The organism is Alkaliphilus transvaalensis ATCC 700919 (genome assembly GCF_000621485.1).
GTDB lineage: Bacteria > Bacillota > Clostridia > Peptostreptococcales > Natronincolaceae > Alkaliphilus > Alkaliphilus transvaalensis.
This window is the reverse complement of record NZ_JHYF01000001.1, coordinates 66,938-85,505: the sequence shown is the minus strand read 5'-3', so window position 1 is coordinate 85,505 and position 18,568 is coordinate 66,938. Positions and strand designations below refer to the sequence as shown.

The window sequence follows — 18,568 nt, the reverse complement described above, 5'->3', positions numbered from 1 at the left end:
ATATATTTAAAAAAGAAGGAGCATTTAGTTCCTTCTTTTTTATTAATACCTTTTCAATGAAAATTAAGCAGTCGCCTTTCCCTTTGACTTCAAACTAGTCTTTTTCTTAGAGAATATGATTGTAAGTATGAAGGGTGCCACAACAGCAATCGCCATCGAGATGGCAAATGTCAACATATGCTTAGGTTGAATGGATAGGATTCCAGGTAGTCCCCCTACCCCTATGGAGTTTGCCATTACGCCTGTACCTACTGAGAAAATCGCCGCTAATGCAGACCCTATCATCGCTGCTAAGAAGGGATAAACATATTTTAAGTTAATACCAAACATTGCCGGCTCAGTAACTCCTAAATAACATGAAATAGCCGCTGGGATTGATACTTGCTTTTCTTCTTCATCATCTCGATTTAGATAGATCATTGCAAGAACCGCAGATCCTTGGGCAATATTTGATAAAGCGATCATCGGCCATAGATTGGTACCGCCTAACTCGCTCATCAATTGTAAATCAATGGCATTAGTCATATGATGTAACCCAGTAATTACTAGGGGTGCATATGCAAAGCCAAATATAGATGCAAATAACCAACCAAAGGATGATGTTAACCCTGAATAAACCACATTAGAAATTGCCGACCCTATAGTCCATCCTATTGGCCCTAATATAACATGGGCAACTAATACCGTTGGTACTAGAGCAAGAAAAGGTACTACAACCATTGAAATATAGCTTGGAACAATATCTCTTAATTTCAGCTCTAGGTTTGCTAATAAAAACCCTGCTAACATTGCAGGAATAACCTGAGCTTGATAACCAACCATTTGAATTTGAGTAAAACCAAAATCCCAAACAGGAGCCTGGGCTCCACCTGCCATATCATATGCATTTAATAGCTGAGGGGAAACCAAGGTGACTCCTAGAACAATTCCCAGCATTTGCGTTGTTCCCATCTTTTTAGCTATAGACCATGTGATTCCTACAGGTAGGAAAAAGAATACTGCTTCACCAATTAACCATAGAAAATGGTGTACTCCAGCCCAAAACTGCGAAACTTCAGTAAGTGCTTTTGTTCCATCTTCAAGCATTTTAATATCTCCAATTACATTACGAAAACCAAGTATTAGTCCCCCAACTACGATAGCTGGAATTAAAGGAGCAAAGATCTCTCCTAAATGTGAAATGATTCTTTGAAGTAGGTTTAAGTTTTGTCGACCAGCCTTTTTAGCTTCTTCCTTACTAACACCAACGACACCTGTTTTCTCAACAAGCTCGTTATAAAAAGTTGCTACCTCATTGCCGATAATAATCTGAAACTGCCCAGCCTGTGTAAACGTTCCCTTTACAATACCGATTCCTTCAATCTTTTTGATATCAGCCTTCTTTACGTCCTTTAAAACAAAGCGTAATCGAGTAGCACAATGGGACAAGGTAACAATGTTTTCTTTTCCACCAATATGCTTTAATAACTCCATTACTTCACTGGCATATTTCCCCACGATAAAACCTCCTATCTCCTTAATATTTGATCAGCTACTTCCACCCTCAAATGAAGAACATAAAACCTGTACGTACAAGTTTGTTATTTATATTATACTCTGTACGTACAGGTTGAGTCAAGATGCTTTTTTATTTATTTTAAATTTTTTGAATTTTAAAACTCTAAAAATATCTTATATGGAAAATAAGAACTTCCCTACTTAGTGTTAAACCAGAAATATAGATGATATTAAAAAATATCAAAGTGACTGCCTCTAAATCTAAGATTTCGCAAATCTACTTTTTACACTGGGGGAATTAGTTTTTATTTTTGAAAAAACGAATATAATTTCAGTGTTATTGTTATGCAATTGTCGTTTATATAATGCCATATAAGAAACAACAATAAAGCCAACCTTAAATTAAAAAGGCTGGCTTCATTGTTGTCAAAATTATTAATGACTGCATCCACTTTCGTTGTCTAAAATAGAAGAAGCAACTGGAAGGAATCTTTTATCCATTTTTAAATTACCTTCTCTCCTTTTTAAGAAAATAAAGGAGATTGCCATTGCCCCAAAACCAAATAAAGCTGAAAAGATATCTTTAAAGTTTTCTATACCCATAGCGTTTAGAATGAAATTACCACTAATTACACCAAACAGTAATGTTAATAGAGGGATTACATAAACCATAAAGGCAGCCGTTAATACATCTTGGTCCCTCATGTCAACGGTTACCCATTCTCCTACCTTTGCTTGGGCTTCGTTTAATACTTTGATCTCTAGTTTTGTATTTTCATCCCCCATTTTGCAGGCATGACAGTCTCCACAACTAGAGTGTCTTTGCATTAATACTTTTGCCGTTTTACCTTCTACTGAAGTTACAATACCAACTTGTTTCATCCTTTCCCCTCCTTTTAGTCCCTATTTCGTGTATTTATATATATACACATGATTCTGCTAATTAATCAGTTGTTTTAATTAAATCCCTAACAACTACCGATGCAATGATTAGCCCTACCACAGAAGGAACAAAGGCAACACTGCCAGGAATTTGATGCTTTACTGTACAGGTTCTAGTTTTATTAGTACATATACAGTTGGTTTTACAGTCATTATCTAGTTGTAGAGGTGTCATTGGCTCTTCTTTGGAGTAAACAACTTTTACCCCCTTAACGCCACGTTTTCTAAGCTCTTTTCTCATTACCTTTGCCAAAGGACAAATAGAAGTCTTAGAAATATCTGTCACCTCAAATCGAGTTGGGTCTAATTTGTTTCCTGCCCCCATACTACTGATAATAGGGAGATTCATTTTTTTACTTCTTTCTATTAAATCTAATTTCGCCGACACCATATCTATAGCATCAACAACGTAATCATAATCTGGTTGTAATAGCCTTTCAGCGCTTTCACTATTGTATAATTCTCTATACCCAACTACTTCAGCCTTTGGATTAATATCTAATATTCTTTCCTTCATCACTTCAACCTTTGCTTTACCAACTGTACTTCTGGTAGCATGCAGCTGACGATTTATATTCGTTAAACAGATGTCATCATCATCCACTAGTACAAATTTTCCTACACCTGTTCTTGCTAAAGCTTCTACAGTAAAAGTACCTACTCCACCAATACCAAAAATCGCTACCTTACTATTTTTTAATTTGTTTAATCCCTCTGTTCCGATAAGCAATTCGCTTCTTGAAAAAGAATGTAGTGCCATTCTGATCCTCCTTTAATTGTACGCTAACCTTAATAGTAACGAAAAATTTATTTACTGTCAACTCATTTGCTCACATATTTATAGCATTTAAGAAAATTTTAATTATTTAACATAGTATTGCCATCTACAGATTTCTTAGTTAATTGAAGAAATTGCATAATCGATATAAGATTTAACCATAACTTAGTATATGTGTTTACATTAAAAAAAGCCCCCTGTTTAGAAGCTTTTGAGAAGTCACTATAGGGCCCGCTGTGCCGTTTAACGATTGTTTTGAAACCTGCGCTAGCAGGGGGGTGTCCTGCTGATGGTTTCAAAAGTCCCCTCTAGAGGGGGCGTTTTCTACATCACCAAACCCAGACTCCCAATGTAAATATGTTGCCTCAAAACTAGATCGTTTCTTCGCACACAGCAGGATTTAATAATATGATAACATATAATTTGGAATATTTCAAATTTTAATTATTGGAAATTGAACAAAGATTACAATCTTTACAATTCATTAAACGCTTACTTAGATCGCTACAGGCTCTACGGGAAAACACACAAGGTATTTTATTTTGCTTTGCCTTTTGCTTCACTATTTCTGTGATATTATGTTCTATAAAATCTGTAAAAACAATAACCATATCTACCTTTTCTGGAATATCAAGTTTTCTCATACCCTTCTTTCTACCTGTCCAGTGTATGTATTCCTTAATCCCATGACTCTCTAATGTACTTGGGATATTACCCAATCGATCTGCACCTACCAATAACGCTTTCATATTTATCCGCCTCCGTATCTTCAATAATTAATATTGATAATGATTATCATTATTATATAACTAAAATGGCCATGTTGTCAATATCCTTTTTAAAGTTTTGATAATATTCTGATACCCATAAAAGGGTTGGATAAAACATTGGTGTTTGATGTTTGGGTTGGTAGTGTTTGGTAGGGATTGATATTTGTCGACTTTAAAATAGAAAAATTTAACAATAATCTATTATTCAAAATAAAAATATGGTAGTATTTATTTAAATCAGATGCTTAAAAAAGGAGTTGGAAGCATGAGTTGGTGGTTAAGTGGACCAAATTCAAAAGATGGAGCTTGGGATGTTGATATTAGAGGTAAAGATGAATATAGAAATAGAAAAAGTGGTTTTAGAATATTAATTAGGGGGTTACTTTCATTTGTTGTATTAGTTATTTTATATTTTACTTTGACATATCTTGCAGACACACTAATTGGTAATGATGAATCAAGAATGATAACTTATTTATTCATTCCATTTCGGTAGCTACTTTATTTATCGCTATTTGGAACATTGCAAATACCTATAGGGCTGTATTATTTTGTTAGGTATTTTAAGGTTGAATAAGGGCAAATAAAAAACACAAATAACAGATAAAAAATCATTAAGCTTAACATTACATTCAGTAACAATATAGATAAAATAAATTAGGAGGATGACGATGGATGCTTTAATTATCGAACCAAAACAAGGTATCGGAACAATTTCTCTTGGTATGAGCCCTAGTGAAGTAGAGCAATGTATTAAGGACTATTCAAACAAGTATTTAGAGTTAGGTTTTGATCAAAAATTTTTTAAACATGTCTTTCAAATTGATTACAGTTCAGAAAACAAAGTTAATTTTATTCAAATTATATCAGATATTAAGAATATATTTAATTGTGTATTTAAAGACATAGATATATTTAATACTAAAGCAGAGATACTTATTAAGCAGATTGAACAGATTTCGCCCTATGATTCTAATCATTGGGAGTTAGGCTACACATACGCTTTCCCCAAATTAGGACTATATCTTTGGCGACCTAGTATATTTAAGGAAGCAGATAAAAATGAAGACTGGTATAAGGCCTTATCTCTAGAAAATCAAGAAGAAGAGTTAAAATACTTGTATTTTCAGACTGTCAGTATAGAATCAAACGATTATAGAAATCTATAAGGTACTATCACCAGCTTTTTCATAAAAAACTTGATATGTACGACTAGGGTGTTACTGTTTATTTACTTATATTAATTACCTTATTGTCATCTCTTTTTACGTTTATTTTAAAAAAGTGTTTCTCCAACATAAGAAAACTAATCATAGATTTTAAACTTAATTTTTTTATAATTTAAGAAAAAGGGGCTTCTCCTAATTGACTTAGTGCCATTAGAAGAAACCCCTTGCTAATATTCTGATATTATTTACTTTATCTGTTTTATAGTACTAAATCTTGTAGTACTAAATCTTGCAGCCAAATCTTAACTCTACTACTCTTCCACTACAGTCCTAATACTTAACTCTTCCAATGCCTTTTCCTCTGCAACTGCTGGTGCGTTGGTTAATGGACAAGAAGCATTTTGAGTTTTAGGGAAGGCAATTACCTCTCTAATGTTTTCTTCTTTAGTTAGAAGCATAATTAAACGATCTAGACCAAAGGCAATTCCACCGTGGGGAGGTGTTCCATATTTGAAGGCGTTTAATAGGAAACCAAATTGATCCCATGCTTCTTCTTGAGAGAAGCCTAATGCCTTAAACATCTTTTCTTGTAGCTCAGAAGAATGGATTCTAATACTTCCTCCACCCACTTCATAACCATTAATTACCATGTCATAGGCTCTAGCCCTTACCTTCTCTGGTTCTGTCTCTAATAATGGAATATCAGCCTCTACTGGTGATGTAAAAGGATGATGCTTTGCTACAAAACGGTTGGCTTCTTCGTCATATTCAAATAATGGGAACTCTGTTACCCATAGGGCCTTATATTCATCTTTATTTAATAAGCCTAATCGCTTAGCCACTTCTCCCCTTAAATGCCCTAAAGAGTCTAATACAACACTATTTTTATCGGCTACAAATAGAATTAAGTCTCCCTCTTCTCCGTTAAAAGCCTTTAGTATAGCTGCCATTTCATCTTCATTAAAGAATTTTGCAATAGGTGAAGTAACCCCTTCATTGGTGATTTTAATCCAAGCTAACCCTTTAGCTCCGTAGGTCTTTACATAGTCTTCTAATGAAGTAATGTCTTTACGACTAAACTTATCGCCATAGCCCTTCACATTGATTCCCCTTACAGAACCTCCATTTTCTATTGCTGATGTAAATACCTTAAACCCACATCCCTTAACTAAGTCAGATACATTAACTAATTCAAAACCAAAACGAACATCTGGCTTATCAGAACCGTATCTTTCCATTGCTTCTTCATAGGTCATTTGTTGTAAAGGTAATTGAATTTCTACATCTAATACTTCCTTAAAGATTTTTTCTACTAGTCTTTCATTAATTTCAATTACGTCTTCTACATCAACAAAGGACATTTCGCAGTCTATTTGAGTAAACTCTGGTTGTCGGTCTGCCCTTAAGTCTTCATCTCTAAAACATTTTACGATTTGGAAATACCTGTCCATACCAGAAACCATTAATAACTGCTTAAATAACTGAGGAGATTGGGGTAAGGCATAGAATTTGCCTGGGTTTACTCTACTTGGTACTAGGTAGTCCCTTGCTCCTTCTGGTGTTGGCTTCGTTAATACAGGTGTTTCCACTTCAACAAAGCCTTCTTCACTTAAAAAGTTTCTTACTATTTTAGCTGTCTCGTGTCTAATCATTAAGTTTTTTTGCATTGATGGCTTTCTTAAATCTAAATAACGATATTTTAATCTTAGGTTTTCAGAAACATCATCATCATCTTTAATATAGATTGGTGGCGTTTCTGCCTTATTTAATATTTGAAGGGTTTCTGCAAAAATTTCTACTTCCCCTGTTGGCATGTTGGGGTTAATTGATTGTCTTGTAAAGACCTTTCCTTCTACAGCGATAACATATTCAGACCCTAGCCCTTCTGCAGCTGTAAAGGCTTCTTCTGAAACATCCTTATCAAATACGATCTGCATAATACCACTTCTATCTCTAAGGTCTACGAAGATTAGACCTCCTAAGTCTCTTCTCTTTTGTACCCATCCCATTAGGGTTACTTTTTCCTCCACATGCTGGCTTCTTAACGTACCAGCCATATGGGTTCTTTTTAGCTTTACTGTCATTTAAACCGCCTCCTAATCATCGCTATACTAACTTTATTTTTTAGAATAAATATTTAGTTAAATTTGTGGTTAGTAACACCTATCTATCAATATACCTATCCACTTGTTTCTAATTATTTCTAATTGTCTCTAATTGTTTTCTAATGGTTTCTACTATTTCAGTTTTTAGATTATTTTCCTTCTTTTCCTTCTTCTTCTAGCTTCGTAATTTCTCCTAATTCGCCATTATTACAGATTCCATAGGCATCAAAACGTTGCTTAATAAGGTTATTAATCTGTTTACCAAACTTTTTATTTTTAGGGAAAACACTTACAATTTTACCTTCTTCCCTTAATTGATTAGCCCAGTTTAAAACACTGTTTATATCTTCATTACCATTAAATAATAGGGCAATTTTCTCTCTCGTGTCGGGAATCTCAAAATTTCTTTCTTTTAAGATGGAGTAGATTCTTTCAAAACCAATTGAAAAACCTACTGCTGGTACATCTTCTTTTTGGAATCTACCAATCATCTTATCGTATCTTCCACCACCTGCAATAGAGCTTCCAAATTCATTGCTGACAATTTCAAAGATTTGGCCTGTATAGTAGCCCATTCCTCTAATTAAGGTTACATCAAACTCAATATTATATTGGCCTTTAGCTTGGGTTTTAACAACCTCTATTACCCTTTTTAGAGAGGTTAATACATCTTCCTCCACTTGATAATCGTGAAGTATATTTTCATCTAAGCTCTTAACTTTCTTCAATGCTTCTATAAGGGCATTTGAAAGCGCCGTTTCGTAGCCCTTTGCAATTAACTCTTTAACAACCCCATCTTCTTGGATCTTATCCATCTTGTCTAGGGTAATACAAACAGATTCAACATCTTCCTCTTTAAAACCAATACTTAAAATAACACTTTTTAATACTCTTCTATCGTTAATTTTAACAGTAAAATCTTTAAAAGTTAGGGCCTGTAGGGCTTTTGCAGTCGTTGTAATTAGCTCTATTTCAGCTATTTCAGATTTCTCTCCCATAATGTCGATATCACATTGGGTAAACTGTCTAAATCTTCCCTTTTGAGGTCTTTCTGCCCTCCATACCCATCCTGTTTGGATTGCTTTAAAAGGGTTTGGTAATACTTCACGATTATTCGTATAGAAACGGCTTAAAGGTAAAGTTAAGTCATACCTTAGACCTAAATCGCAGATATCATCTTCCTTTAAATTTTCTTGATCTAAATTAAGCTTTTCTCCTCTTTTTAAGATTTTAAAAAGTAAGCTTAAGTTTTCCCCACCTTCACTTTTAGTTAATAGCTCTAAATTTTCTATTGAAGGTGTTTCTATTTGCTCAAAACCGCTTTGCTTGTAGATGCCTAGTACTGTGTTTTTCATCCATTCTCTTAAATTCATATCAGCAGGTACAATATCAAAGGTACCCCTTACTGTTGATGTACTTATTTTCATCTAACTCAGTCCTCCATTCTCTATTATTTTCATATTTTAGGGTATAAAAAAACCCTCAGCCCCCTGGCAAGGGACGAGAGTATTATATTCCCGCGGTACCACCCTAATTGGATCAAATCCCACTTAAAACCTTTAACGCAGGTGTACGTACTTTCCTACAGACTTTAAACAATTAAAGCCTTCAGAAAATATACTCATCGGGTGTCTTCAGTCTGTTCCTTCGTATCGAGCTTTCACCATCCTCGACTCGCTTCAACGGGTAGCAAACCTACTCATCCTGATTAAACGTATGTATTCCTATTGAATTGGTAATATTATAATGCTTTTTCTATAGGTTGTCAACAGCTTATAGATAGCTTTTTTTTCTTTCTACCATTTCATCTACCCTCACAAGATATTGCTCTAGGTTTTTAATATTTGGCACCCTTTCTAGGCGGTTTTCTTTGGGATATACAAATTTAGAAACCCCTCCTGCTCCAAAGGCGACGATGGTTTGCTTTTCCTCCATAATTTGAATATTATAGATCCCTTCATAACCTGGTTTGCAGTAGCCTATATTCTCTAAATGCCCCAGCATATGCTTTTGTCGATACATGTAGTAGGGTACTAACCCCATTTCTGCTGCATAGGCTTTAGTGATCTCTAGCATCTCTAGAATTTCTTCTTCTTCATTTTTTAAATAATTTTCCTTTTCATCCTTTAGCTTAGAGGCCCGTTTGACAGCTAGGGTATGGACAGTAAGGTTGGCAGGTTGAAGCTTTTTTAGCTCTTCCATTGTATTTCTAACCATAGAAGCATCTTCCCCAGGTAACCCAATGATGATATCCATATTGATATTGTCAAACCCTACTTTTTTAGCAAGATTAAAGGCTTTCTTTAGTTCTTCTACCGTATGGTTTCTCCCGATGGTCTCTAGGGTACAATCATTCATTGTCTGGGGGTTAATACTCAAACGAGAAATCCCCTTTTCTTTTAAAAACTTCAATTGCTCTTCATCTATTGTATCGGGTCTACCACCTTCAAAGGTAAATTCCTTCAAAGCTTTTAAATTAAATGCTCCTTCTAGACACTTAAATAGTTCCTTTAGTTGGGGTATATTTAAAGTTGAAGGTGTCCCACCACCAATATAGATATTTTCTATTTCTTTTCCCTTTAATTGAAGAACCTTAGCTGTCTCTTCAATTTCCCGACATAGGGCTTCGATATATTGATCTTGCAAATGACCCCATTGCTTTAAAGGATTTGAAGGAAAGGAACAATAAACACATCGGGTTGGACAAAAGGGAATACTGATATAGATACTCACCTTATTTTCGTCAATTGGATAAATAAAGGGGTGTTCCCTTTCTGCCACCGATATTAACAACTGACTTTTCTCCTCTTGAAGGAAGTATTCCTCCTGAAGAATGGCTAATATTTCTTCCTTACCTTTGCCTTCCTCCATTAGCTCATGTACAATTTTTGTTGGTCTAATTCCGACTAAAAAGCCCCAAGGCAAGTAGGTTTTTTTTATTGATTTTAATAATTGAAAAATACCTCGTTTGACTAGATTCTTACCAATTTTCTTTATACTAAGGGGTTGTTCTGAATCATACACCTTATTTTCTGTAACTTCATATTTCTTACCCTCGTAATAAACCTTAGTAGTAACCTGTATCCTGTCACCAAGTATTTCCATATCACTAACTATTAAATCCTCTTTTAGAACCTCTTCTAAATCCTTTTTTAGATCTTTTTTTAGATCCGCTTCAATCAAGGTCGTATTCATATCTAAGGTTCCCTCGATTTCTGTTAAAACAATGATCTCTTCAAGATTATAAAAAAGTTTTAATAATTCTTTTATTTCATAGGAATAATCGTGCCCCTTACAAACAACTTTAATCATCCTTTAAACTCCCATCACTATTCTTTAAAATCCTTTCTTAGGGATTCTATTACTTTCTGACTTACGCCAAACTCTTCCGCCATTTCACTGTCGGTTAATCCGGCATCCTTCATTTCTAAAAAGTCATGTAAATGCATTTCAGTAAAGTTTCTTCTTTTAATATCTTGTATGTAGTCACCTATTCTTTTTTTCATAAAAAAACCTCCCGGAAAAGATATATCTATATTTTGCCCTCATATTCCGGGAGTATACTTTACTTGATGTATGGATTTGTCAGTTTTTCAATTCCAATTCTACTTGCTGGCCCATGGCCTGGTAGTACTGTCGTATCTTCATCTAATATCATTAACTTATTTTTAATGGATTTAATAATTTCTTCGTAGTCTCCACCTTCTAGATCAGTTCTACCTATGGAATTTGCAAATAGTGTATCACCTGTAAATAAAAGATTTTCTACTTTTACGCAGATTCCACCTTTTGTGTGGCCAGGCGTATGTATGATCTCAAGCTTTAATTCCCCAAGTTCTAGGACTTCTCCATCAACTAAAAGCTGATCTGCTTTAAATTCATGGGCTCCACCACCCATTGCAGCAGAGTGATTTATATTACTGTCTTGAATCATGATACTGTCCCCTTCATGTAGGCATACTGGGACATTATATTTATTTTTTAGGTCATTTACCCCACCAATATGATCTCCATGTCCATGGGTTAGAATAATATACTGTAGCTCAATTTCATTTTCTTCTAAAAAGTTGATTATTTTATCAGCGTCTCCACCTGGGTCAATTACTGCAGCTTTATTTGTCTTCTCATCACCAAGAATATAACAATTTACACCGTAGACCCCAGCTGGTATCTTTTCTAACAACATAAGTCTATTCCTCCTTAAAAGCCTTTTTTGCTATCAATTAGCATGGTAACTGGTCCGTCATTAATGGAATGTACCTCCATATGGGCTTGAAACACCCCTGTTTGTACTTCTATTCCCATCTCTTTACAGGTATTCACAAATTCCAAGTAAAGTTGGTCTGCAACTTCTGGTTTTCCTGCATCGGTAAAGTTTGGTCGTCTTCCCTTTCTACAGTCTCCATAAAGGGTAAACTGAGAAACCACTAACATTTTACCTCCAACATCTAATAAAGAACGGTTCATCTTACCTTCTTCATCTTCAAAAATTCTTAGGTTAGATAATTTTTCTGCCATAAACTTTACGTCTTGACTAGTATCTTCCTGACCAACACCTAAATAGATTAAAAGTCCTCCATCGATGGCACCAGTCACTTCTCCAGCTACTTCTACTCTTCCTTCTTTAATTCTTTGGGCAACTGCTCTCATATAAACCTCCTAAACTAAGTAACGACACGATGTACGTCCACTACTTCTTTTAAGCCTCTAAATTTTTGCATAATTCGATCCAACTGACTAATATTATCTATTTCAACAGTTAAGTTTAATACTGCTAATCTTTCTTTGTTTGTTCTAGCATTTAATGCGTTTACAGTCATTTTGCTATCGGTGATGACTCTCGTTATTTCAGAAAGTAGACCCTTACGGTCATAGGCACGAATTTGGATTTCAGCTTGGAAGGTTCGCTGTTTACTTTCGTCCCACTCAACCTCTATTAAACGGTCGATAGATTCCACTGCATCCATTAGATTAGGACAATCTTTGCGATGGATTGAGACTCCCCTTCCTCTGGTGATATAACCGATAATTTCATCGCCAGGCACTGGGTTACAGCAGCGGGAAAACCTAACCATAATGTTGTCGATTCCCTTAACCGTGACACCTTGTCCCTGTTTTTTACTTCTTTCCCTATTTTCATTACTCTTCTGTTGTTGAACAATTTCTTTATCATAGAGATCTGAAATATTTTCTTTTCTAACGTTTTCCTTTTTCAGTACATCTTTAATTTTAGGCATGATTTGACTAAGGGTTATTCCCCCATAGCCAACGGCAGCATATAGATCTTCTTCGCTACTTAAACCAAGTCTTTTGGCAATTGCCAGTAATAGCTTCGATTGTAAAGCATCCTGCTGTTGAAGGGCTTGTCTTCTAATCTCCCGCTCTAAAATTTCTCGACCTTTATCAATATTTTCTTCTCTTCTTTCTTTTTTAAACCACTGTCGAATTTTATTTTTGGCTTGGGAGCTCTTTACAATCTTTAACCAATCTCTACTTGGTCCATTACTGTTGGAGGAGGTTAAAATTTCTATAATATTACCATTTTTAAGTTTGTAATCTAAAGGAACAATTCTGCCATCTACTTTAGATCCTACGCATTTGTTTCCTATATCTGAATGTATACGATAAGCAAAATCTATTGGCGTAGACCCCGATGGAAGATTAATAACTTCTCCCTTTGGAGTAAAGACAAACACTTCATTAGTGAATAGGTCCATTTTTAAAGATTCCATAAATTCCTTTGGATCTTGGGTTTCCTTCTCTAATTCTATCATTTGTCCAACCCATGTTAATTTACCACTAATTCCAGCAGAATCTGCTGTTTTACCCTCTTTATATTTCCAATGGGCAGCGATACCATATTCTGAAATCTGATGCATTTCATAGGTTCTAATTTGAATTTCAACAGGCTCACCTTTTGGTCCAATAACCGTGGTATGGATCGACTGATACATATTAGGTTTTGGCATAGCAATATAATCTTTAAATCTGCCTGGTATCGGTTTCCACATAGTATGAACAATTCCCAATACACCGTAACAGTCTTTGATTGTATCTACAATTACCCTAACAGCTAAAAAGTCAAATATCTCATCAAAGGATTTCCCTTGATAAATCATCTTTCTGTAAATACTATAAAAATGTTTTGGTCTACCAGATATTTCTCCTATAACATGAAAATCTTTAAGCTTTCCTTGAAGACTTTCGATTACTTCATTGATATAAAGCTCTCGATCTTTACGTTTAATAGCCACCCGTTCAACTAAATCATAATATCCTTCTGGATCAATATAACGTAGACACAAATCTTCTAGTTCCCACTTCATTTTCGAAATACCTAGACGATGGGCTATAGGGGCATATATTTCTAGTGTTTCTGTAGCCTTTTCCTTTTTCTTGGCATCTGATTGATATTTTAGCGTTCGCATGTTATGAAGTCGGTCTGCTAATTTTATTAATATTACACGAATATCCTTCGCCATAGCTACGAACATCTTTCGTAGGTTCTCTGCTTGTCTCTCTTCCTTAGACTCAAAGGACATTCTTGTAAGCTTAGTTACACCCTCTACTAGTTGGACAATTTCTTCCCCAAACTCATTCTTTACTTGCTCATAGCCGTACTCTGTATCTTCTATCACATCATGGAGCAATGCTGCTGCAATGGTGCTGGTATCTAATTTCAACTCCACTAGAATTTTTGCAACTTCAACAGGATGAATGAAGTAGGGTTCCCCAGACTTTCTAAATTGGCCTTCATGGGCTTTTTCCGCAAAAACATAAGCACGACTGATTAATCCCACATCACACTGAGGGGCATTTTCTTTTACTAAAGCTATGAAATTTTCTAACATGTTTAATCACCCTCTCGCAGCATAGACATCCCTACATCCATGACATCACTTATCATTTACTCGTATTTTACTAAAGATTCAATTTTGTAATTCTTTAAGGTATCTCTTCCATTTAAAAAGCCCAATTCGATTAAGAAGTTTAATGACACCACTTCTCCACCTAATTCTTCGATCAATTTAGCTGCTGCTAAAACAGTACCTCCAGTAGCTAACAGATCATCAACAATTGCAACTCTTTGTCCTGGCTTAATGGCATCTTTATGTATCTCTAATGCATCTGTCCCATACTCTAGTTCATATTCATAACGAATTGTCTCTGCTGGTAACTTACCTGGTTTTCTAACAGGCACAAAGCTTGTTCCTAAAGCGTAGGCAACAGGAGTTCCAACTAAAAACCCCCTTGCTTCTGGTCCAACAACTACATCAATGTTTAAATCCTTTAATTGACTTGTAAACTCATCAATCAGATATTTAAAGGTTTCTGCGTCACTAAATAATGGTGTTATATCTTTAAAGCTGATACCCTCCTTTGGAAAGTCTGGTATCTCCCTAATTGCTTTTCTTAAATCCATCTTACTTCCTCCTCAGTTTCTTTTTCTATTCTTTATTATGATTAAAATCCTTTAGTCTCATTAATAGCTTAATATTGTAGTTAGCTCTTTTCTATTTTAATCTTAATCTTGAAATTCTTCCAGAATTATAATTATACTAGAAAACAGCTTAAGAAAAAACAAATTTTATAGAATAATTTTATTATATCTTTTAATATCAATTTTATCAATATTTGGTTAAGGATAAATATACACCCTCATTCCATATAGGTGATATTAATTTGCCCTATAATGTTGTATTACGATTTGTACACTTTTATTTCCCCTAAATTCATTAATGCCTATCGTATAGATAAAATCTAACTTGATGTTGTTACTTTTGCCATTATATAGCTGATTTAATTGGAGCTGTCCAAACTGATCGACAACTAATTTTTCAAAATCTGGTATATTACCAAAAAAGATTCCATCTATTAACCTTCCCCTTCTAGAAATCAGTTTAAGCTTCAATACATTTTTATTTGCCCCTAATATTTGGGCTGAAGCTAATTTAATCTCTTTTTCTGCAAATAGAGGCTTCGAGTTCCCCTTCCCAAAAGGTTCTAAGGTTTCCAGACTCTCTGCTAATTCTAATGAAATCCGCTCTAGTGGCAGATGGGCATCTATATAGATTTTAGGTACTAAATCTTCATCTGTTAATGTTGTAAGCTTGTTTAATCTTTCCCTCACTTCTTCTATTCTATCGGGCATTAGGGATAGTCCAGCTGCCATTGGATGGCCCCCAAACTTAGTTAATAAGTCTTTACATTTCAATAATTCTTCAAACATGTTATAACCCTCTATAGACCTAGCAGAACCCTTTACCCCTTCTTCTGCATCGGTTAAGATAATGGTGGGCACATGGTATTTGTCTTTTATACGACCAGCAATAATTCCTGCAATACTTTCGTGGATACCAGACTTATAAACTACAAAAACTTTGTCCTTAGTAACACTGGTAGTTTCAATGGTCTCTATTATTTCTTCTACTCCAGCTATCGTCATTTCTTTTCTTTCTTCATTCAGTTGATAAAGCTCTTTCGCTAAAGCTTCGGCTTCTACTAGGCTCTTTGTTAATAACAATTCTAATCCCTTTTTAGCATAATCTAGTCTTCCCGAAGCATTGATACAAGGACCAATGACGAAGCCAAGGGTATAACAACTAATTTTTTTACCCTCTAGGGCTGCAGCCTTTATTAATGCCTGTAATCCAATATTATTTGTATTATTAATTAATTCTAATCCTTTTTTTACAATGACCCTATTTTCATCTATTAAATCCACAACATCACATACTGTTGCAATAGCAACAAATTGTAATAGATCCTTTAGTAGGCTATCCATATGGGCAGTACCCATCTCTTGAAATAGTACCTGAGCCAATTTATATACAACACCAGCTCCACAAAGATATTTAAAGGGATATTGGCAATCTAACTGTTTATGATTAATAATTACATCTGCCGGAGGACAGATATAGGTTCTCTTACCTTCTTCATCTTCAACAAAGGGAACTTCATGGTGATCTGTAACAATTACCGTAAGTCCCAAGTCCTTTGCATATTGAATCTGATCAATAGCTGCAATTCCATTATCACAGGTTATGATGGTATCTACCCCAGCTTCATGGGCTGCCTCAATCATGCTAATATTAATACCGTATCCGTCTTCTATTCTATGGGGAATTTCATAATCTACCTCTGCACCACACTGGGATAGAGCTGTATATAAAACATATGTACTAATGACCCCATCAACATCATAGTCTCCGATGATCCTGATTTTCTTATTGTTTTTAATTTTTTCTTTAAGGAGGTTCACCCCTTCTTCCATACCCTTTAATAGAAAGGGACTGTGTAACTTATTAATATCTGGGTTTAGGAAATTGTAGGCATCATCTTGATTATTAATTCCCCTATTTACCATCACCTTACACAGTACTTCAGTTACTTGTAGTTCTTTTGCCATCTGTTTATAATCTATTTTAGTATTTTTCAACATCCATTTATGCACCAAAAAGCCCCCTTTAAAACAACCTCTATATAGCTTCTATATTTCTTTTGTTTAAACAAACAAATTAAAATATAGGCAGCACTGGCCGCCTATATTCTTCCTATAAAAGATTCAACAAAAATCGAGATAATCCTCTTTATTTTTTGTACCAATTATTGATAAAAATTGATATGATAACCCCTACCCCTAAAACAGTAGCAATTATAAAGGTGATTAGACCAAACAATGACATTCCATATAGACTTGGTTCTGTATCATGCCTGATCATATAGGAGGAACCGATAATAAGGGCTGATGTAATTAAACTAAGGGCCATGATATTAGTTAAACGATTAATGCTTTCATGAAGTACTTCGAAACCACTGTGATCCATTTTTAATTTTATATCATTATTTTCAATTCTTTTTATTAAACTACGTAATTGTTTTGGCAAGTATCGAATACCAAAAATAATCTCTTCTGTATAGTCTCTTATTTCGGCCAACACCTGTTGTGGGCGAAGTCGATGTAGATAAATTTCCTTAATAAAACCCTTAGTAATGCTAGACAAGCTAAATTCTGGGTGTAGATATTTTCCACTTCCCTCTAGGGTCACAATCGATTTAAATAGAATAAGTAATTGAGGTGGCAGGGTTATTTTATTGATGAAGGCTATCTCCACTAGTTCTTGTATAGCTTCTCCTAAATTTAATTTTTTTAGGGGAATATTATAATAGAGATTTACTAACATTGCCATATCTTCTTTAAGTCTTCTCATATTGGTGTCTGGTGCAATAGCATCCATCTCAATTAATGTATTTACCAATCCTTCAACATCTTTCCTTGCCCCTGATGTAAAGATATTTGTAAGCATTCTCATACTGCTTTTGTCTAGATATCCTACAACACCAAAGTCTATGAAGGCGATTTGGTTTTCATTAATTGCAAAGATATTGCCAGGGTGGGGATCTCCATGGAAAAAGCCGTGAATAAAAACCTGTTTCATAAAGGCTTCTGCACCAATATTGGCTATTTTTATTAGATCCCATCCTTTATTCTTTAAGGTTTTGGTATCCATAATTTTAACCCCATAGATCCGTTCTAGAGTTAATACTCTTTTAGTAGAATAATTCCAATAGACCTTTGGCACAACAATCTGCTTATCATCTTTGAAGTTTTCACTAAAACGTTCAGCGTTCCTAGCTTCATTAGTATAGTCCATCTCTCTTTTAATGGAATAATAAAATTCCTCCACCATCTCTTTAAGCTTTACTGGCTTGTCTTGATCCATATGTTCATCTAATAGCTTGGCTAAATTAAATAAAATATCTAAGTCCCGTTCAATAATCGCACTGATATTAGGACGTTGTATTTTAACGACAACATTTTCACCAGTTTTAAGTCTAGCCTCATAAACTTGTCCAATGGAAGCCGATGCCATTGGCTTTATGCTAAAGCTATCGAAGGCATCTTCAATTGTCATTTTCATTTCCTTTTCAAAAACTTCCCTTGCCATTTCTAAAGGAAAAGGGACAATATTATCCTGTAATTTTGCCAGTTCATTTGCTACTTCTTCCCCAAGGAGGTCTCTTCTAGTACTAAGTATTTGTCCTAACTTAATAAAGGTAGGTCCTAGTTCTTCTAAAGCATAACGAAATCGCTCGCCTTCACTTAGATTACGATCTGTTTTCTTCATTGATAAAATGAATTTAGGTATTAGTCCCTTTTCACAAAGTTTTTCAGCTACAATGTCAAAACCATACTTTACGGTGACTTCTCCTATTTTTTTATATCTTTTTAAATTTTTATATCTTGAACTGATTCTTACCAAAACCTCACCCCCAACCCCTAAAACTAAACTTATCTTTTGCTTA

The 18,568-nt window shown here is 34.8% G+C and carries 16 protein-coding genes, 1 other RNA gene and 1 other annotated feature; of the genes, 2 read left to right on the top strand and 15 right to left on the bottom strand.

Annotated elements, in window-relative coordinates:
• Positions 1-63 precede the first annotated feature (63 nt).
• From treP to T335_RS0100400, 5 genes are all read right to left on the bottom strand, one after another.
• Entirely contained in the window at positions 64-1,497 is a 1,434-nt protein-coding gene (gene treP / locus T335_RS0100420) for a PTS system trehalose-specific EIIBC component (RefSeq protein ID WP_026475772.1), read from the bottom strand.
• A 435-nt stretch (positions 1,498-1,932) separates the two neighbouring features.
• A complete protein-coding gene (locus T335_RS0100415; RefSeq protein ID WP_026475771.1) occupies positions 1,933-2,379 on the bottom strand; it encodes a SoxR reducing system RseC family protein in 447 nt (148 codons plus the stop codon).
• A 61-nt stretch (positions 2,380-2,440) separates the two neighbouring features.
• The gene (locus T335_RS0100410) at positions 2,441-3,199 is read right to left on the bottom strand and encodes a tRNA threonylcarbamoyladenosine dehydratase (protein WP_026475770.1); all 759 of its coding nucleotides are present in this window, start codon (positions 3,197-3,199) and stop codon (positions 2,441-2,443) included.
• 242 nt (positions 3,200-3,441) lie between these two features.
• Positions 3,442-3,620: non-coding RNA, 6S RNA (gene ssrS, locus T335_RS21855), on the bottom strand.
• Between the two features lie 37 nt (positions 3,621-3,657).
• The gene (locus tag T335_RS0100400; RefSeq protein ID WP_026475768.1) at positions 3,658-3,966 is read right to left on the bottom strand and encodes a DUF2325 domain-containing protein; all 309 of its coding nucleotides are present in this window, start codon (positions 3,964-3,966) and stop codon (positions 3,658-3,660) included.
• Between the two features lie 286 nt (positions 3,967-4,252).
• Here T335_RS0100400 and T335_RS0100395 point away from each other — a divergent pair, with 286 nt between their 5' ends.
• Positions 4,253-4,483 carry a hypothetical protein gene (locus T335_RS0100395; RefSeq protein ID WP_026475767.1) on the top strand — a complete coding sequence of 77 codons (231 nt, stop codon included), beginning with the start codon at positions 4,253-4,255 and terminating at the stop codon, positions 4,481-4,483.
• A 175-nt stretch (positions 4,484-4,658) separates the two neighbouring features.
• Positions 4,659-5,156 (top strand): hypothetical protein, encoded by a 498-nt coding sequence (locus tag T335_RS0100390; protein WP_026475766.1) that lies wholly within the window; start codon positions 4,659-4,661, stop codon positions 5,154-5,156.
• A gap of 311 nt (positions 5,157-5,467) precedes the next feature.
• Here T335_RS0100390 and aspS read toward each other — a convergent pair whose 3' ends face one another.
• From aspS to T335_RS0100340, 10 genes are all read right to left on the bottom strand, one after another.
• A complete protein-coding gene (gene aspS / locus T335_RS0100385; protein WP_026475765.1) occupies positions 5,468-7,240 on the bottom strand; it encodes an aspartate--tRNA ligase in 1,773 nt (590 codons plus the stop codon).
• A 170-nt stretch (positions 7,241-7,410) separates the two neighbouring features.
• A complete protein-coding gene (hisS, locus tag T335_RS19505; protein WP_084280778.1) occupies positions 7,411-8,688 on the bottom strand; it encodes a histidine--tRNA ligase in 1,278 nt (425 codons plus the stop codon).
• 66 nt (positions 8,689-8,754) lie between these two features.
• Positions 8,755-8,983, bottom strand: a binding site (T-box leader).
• Positions 8,984-9,034: 51 nt separating this feature from the next.
• Positions 9,035-10,573, bottom strand: coding sequence for a coproporphyrinogen dehydrogenase HemZ (hemZ, locus tag T335_RS0100375; RefSeq protein WP_026475764.1), 1,539 nt, complete (start codon positions 10,571-10,573; stop codon positions 9,035-9,037).
• Positions 10,574-10,590: 17 nt separating this feature from the next.
• Positions 10,591-10,767 carry a hypothetical protein gene (locus T335_RS22130; protein ID WP_156943598.1) on the bottom strand — a complete coding sequence of 59 codons (177 nt, stop codon included), beginning with the start codon at positions 10,765-10,767 and terminating at the stop codon, positions 10,591-10,593.
• Positions 10,768-10,826: 59 nt separating this feature from the next.
• Positions 10,827-11,447 carry an MBL fold metallo-hydrolase gene (locus T335_RS0100365; RefSeq protein ID WP_026475763.1) on the bottom strand — a complete coding sequence of 207 codons (621 nt, stop codon included), beginning with the start codon at positions 11,445-11,447 and terminating at the stop codon, positions 10,827-10,829.
• Between the two features lie 14 nt (positions 11,448-11,461).
• Complete coding sequence (dtd, locus tag T335_RS0100360) at positions 11,462-11,911, bottom strand: D-aminoacyl-tRNA deacylase (protein WP_026475762.1); 450 nt, start codon at positions 11,909-11,911, stop codon at positions 11,462-11,464.
• A 14-nt stretch (positions 11,912-11,925) separates the two neighbouring features.
• A complete protein-coding gene (locus tag T335_RS0100355) occupies positions 11,926-14,112 on the bottom strand; it encodes a RelA/SpoT family protein (protein ID WP_026475761.1) in 2,187 nt (728 codons plus the stop codon).
• Between the two features lie 56 nt (positions 14,113-14,168).
• Positions 14,169-14,684, bottom strand: a complete 516-nt coding sequence (locus tag T335_RS0100350) for an adenine phosphoribosyltransferase (RefSeq protein WP_026475760.1) — start codon at positions 14,682-14,684, stop codon at positions 14,169-14,171.
• A gap of 255 nt (positions 14,685-14,939) precedes the next feature.
• Positions 14,940-16,715, bottom strand: a complete 1,776-nt coding sequence (gene recJ, locus T335_RS0100345; protein WP_026475759.1) for a single-stranded-DNA-specific exonuclease RecJ — start codon at positions 16,713-16,715, stop codon at positions 14,940-14,942.
• Positions 16,716-16,851: 136 nt separating this feature from the next.
• On the bottom strand, positions 16,852-18,525 hold the full coding sequence (locus T335_RS0100340; RefSeq protein ID WP_026475758.1) for an ABC1 kinase family protein: 1,674 nt from the start codon (positions 18,523-18,525) through the stop codon (positions 16,852-16,854).
• Positions 18,526-18,568: the final 43 nt, after the last annotated feature.

Bases quoted from the DNA above. Each gene is read 5' to 3' on its own strand.
- T335_RS0100415 (WP_026475771.1), bottom strand. From the start codon at position 2,379: ATGAAACAAGTTGGTATTGTAACTTCAGTAGAAGGTAAAACGGCAAAA.
- T335_RS0100395 (WP_026475767.1), top strand. From the start codon at position 4,253: ATGAGTTGGTGGTTAAGTGGACCAAATTCAAAAGATGGAGCTTGGGAT.
- hemZ (WP_026475764.1), bottom strand. From the start codon at position 10,573: ATGATTAAAGTTGTTTGTAAGGGGCACGATTATTCCTATGAAATAAAA.
- T335_RS22130 (WP_156943598.1), bottom strand. From the start codon at position 10,767: ATGAAAAAAAGAATAGGTGACTACATACAAGATATTAAAAGAAGAAAC.
- T335_RS0100390 (WP_026475766.1), top strand. From the start codon at position 4,659: ATGGATGCTTTAATTATCGAACCAAAACAAGGTATCGGAACAATTTCT.
- dtd (WP_026475762.1), bottom strand. From the start codon at position 11,911: ATGAGAGCAGTTGCCCAAAGAATTAAAGAAGGAAGAGTAGAAGTAGCT.
- T335_RS0100355 (WP_026475761.1), bottom strand. From the start codon at position 14,112: ATGTTAGAAAATTTCATAGCTTTAGTAAAAGAAAATGCCCCTCAGTGT.
- T335_RS0100400 (WP_026475768.1), bottom strand. From the start codon at position 3,966: ATGAAAGCGTTATTGGTAGGTGCAGATCGATTGGGTAATATCCCAAGT.
- aspS (WP_026475765.1), bottom strand. From the start codon at position 7,240: ATGACAGTAAAGCTAAAAAGAACCCATATGGCTGGTACGTTAAGAAGC.
- T335_RS0100350 (WP_026475760.1), bottom strand. From the start codon at position 14,684: ATGGATTTAAGAAAAGCAATTAGGGAGATACCAGACTTTCCAAAGGAG.
- hisS (WP_084280778.1), bottom strand. From the start codon at position 8,688: ATGAAAATAAGTACATCAACAGTAAGGGGTACCTTTGATATTGTACCT.
- T335_RS0100365 (WP_026475763.1), bottom strand. From the start codon at position 11,447: ATGTTGTTAGAAAAGATACCAGCTGGGGTCTACGGTGTAAATTGTTAT.
- T335_RS0100410 (WP_026475770.1), bottom strand. From the start codon at position 3,199: ATGGCACTACATTCTTTTTCAAGAAGCGAATTGCTTATCGGAACAGAG.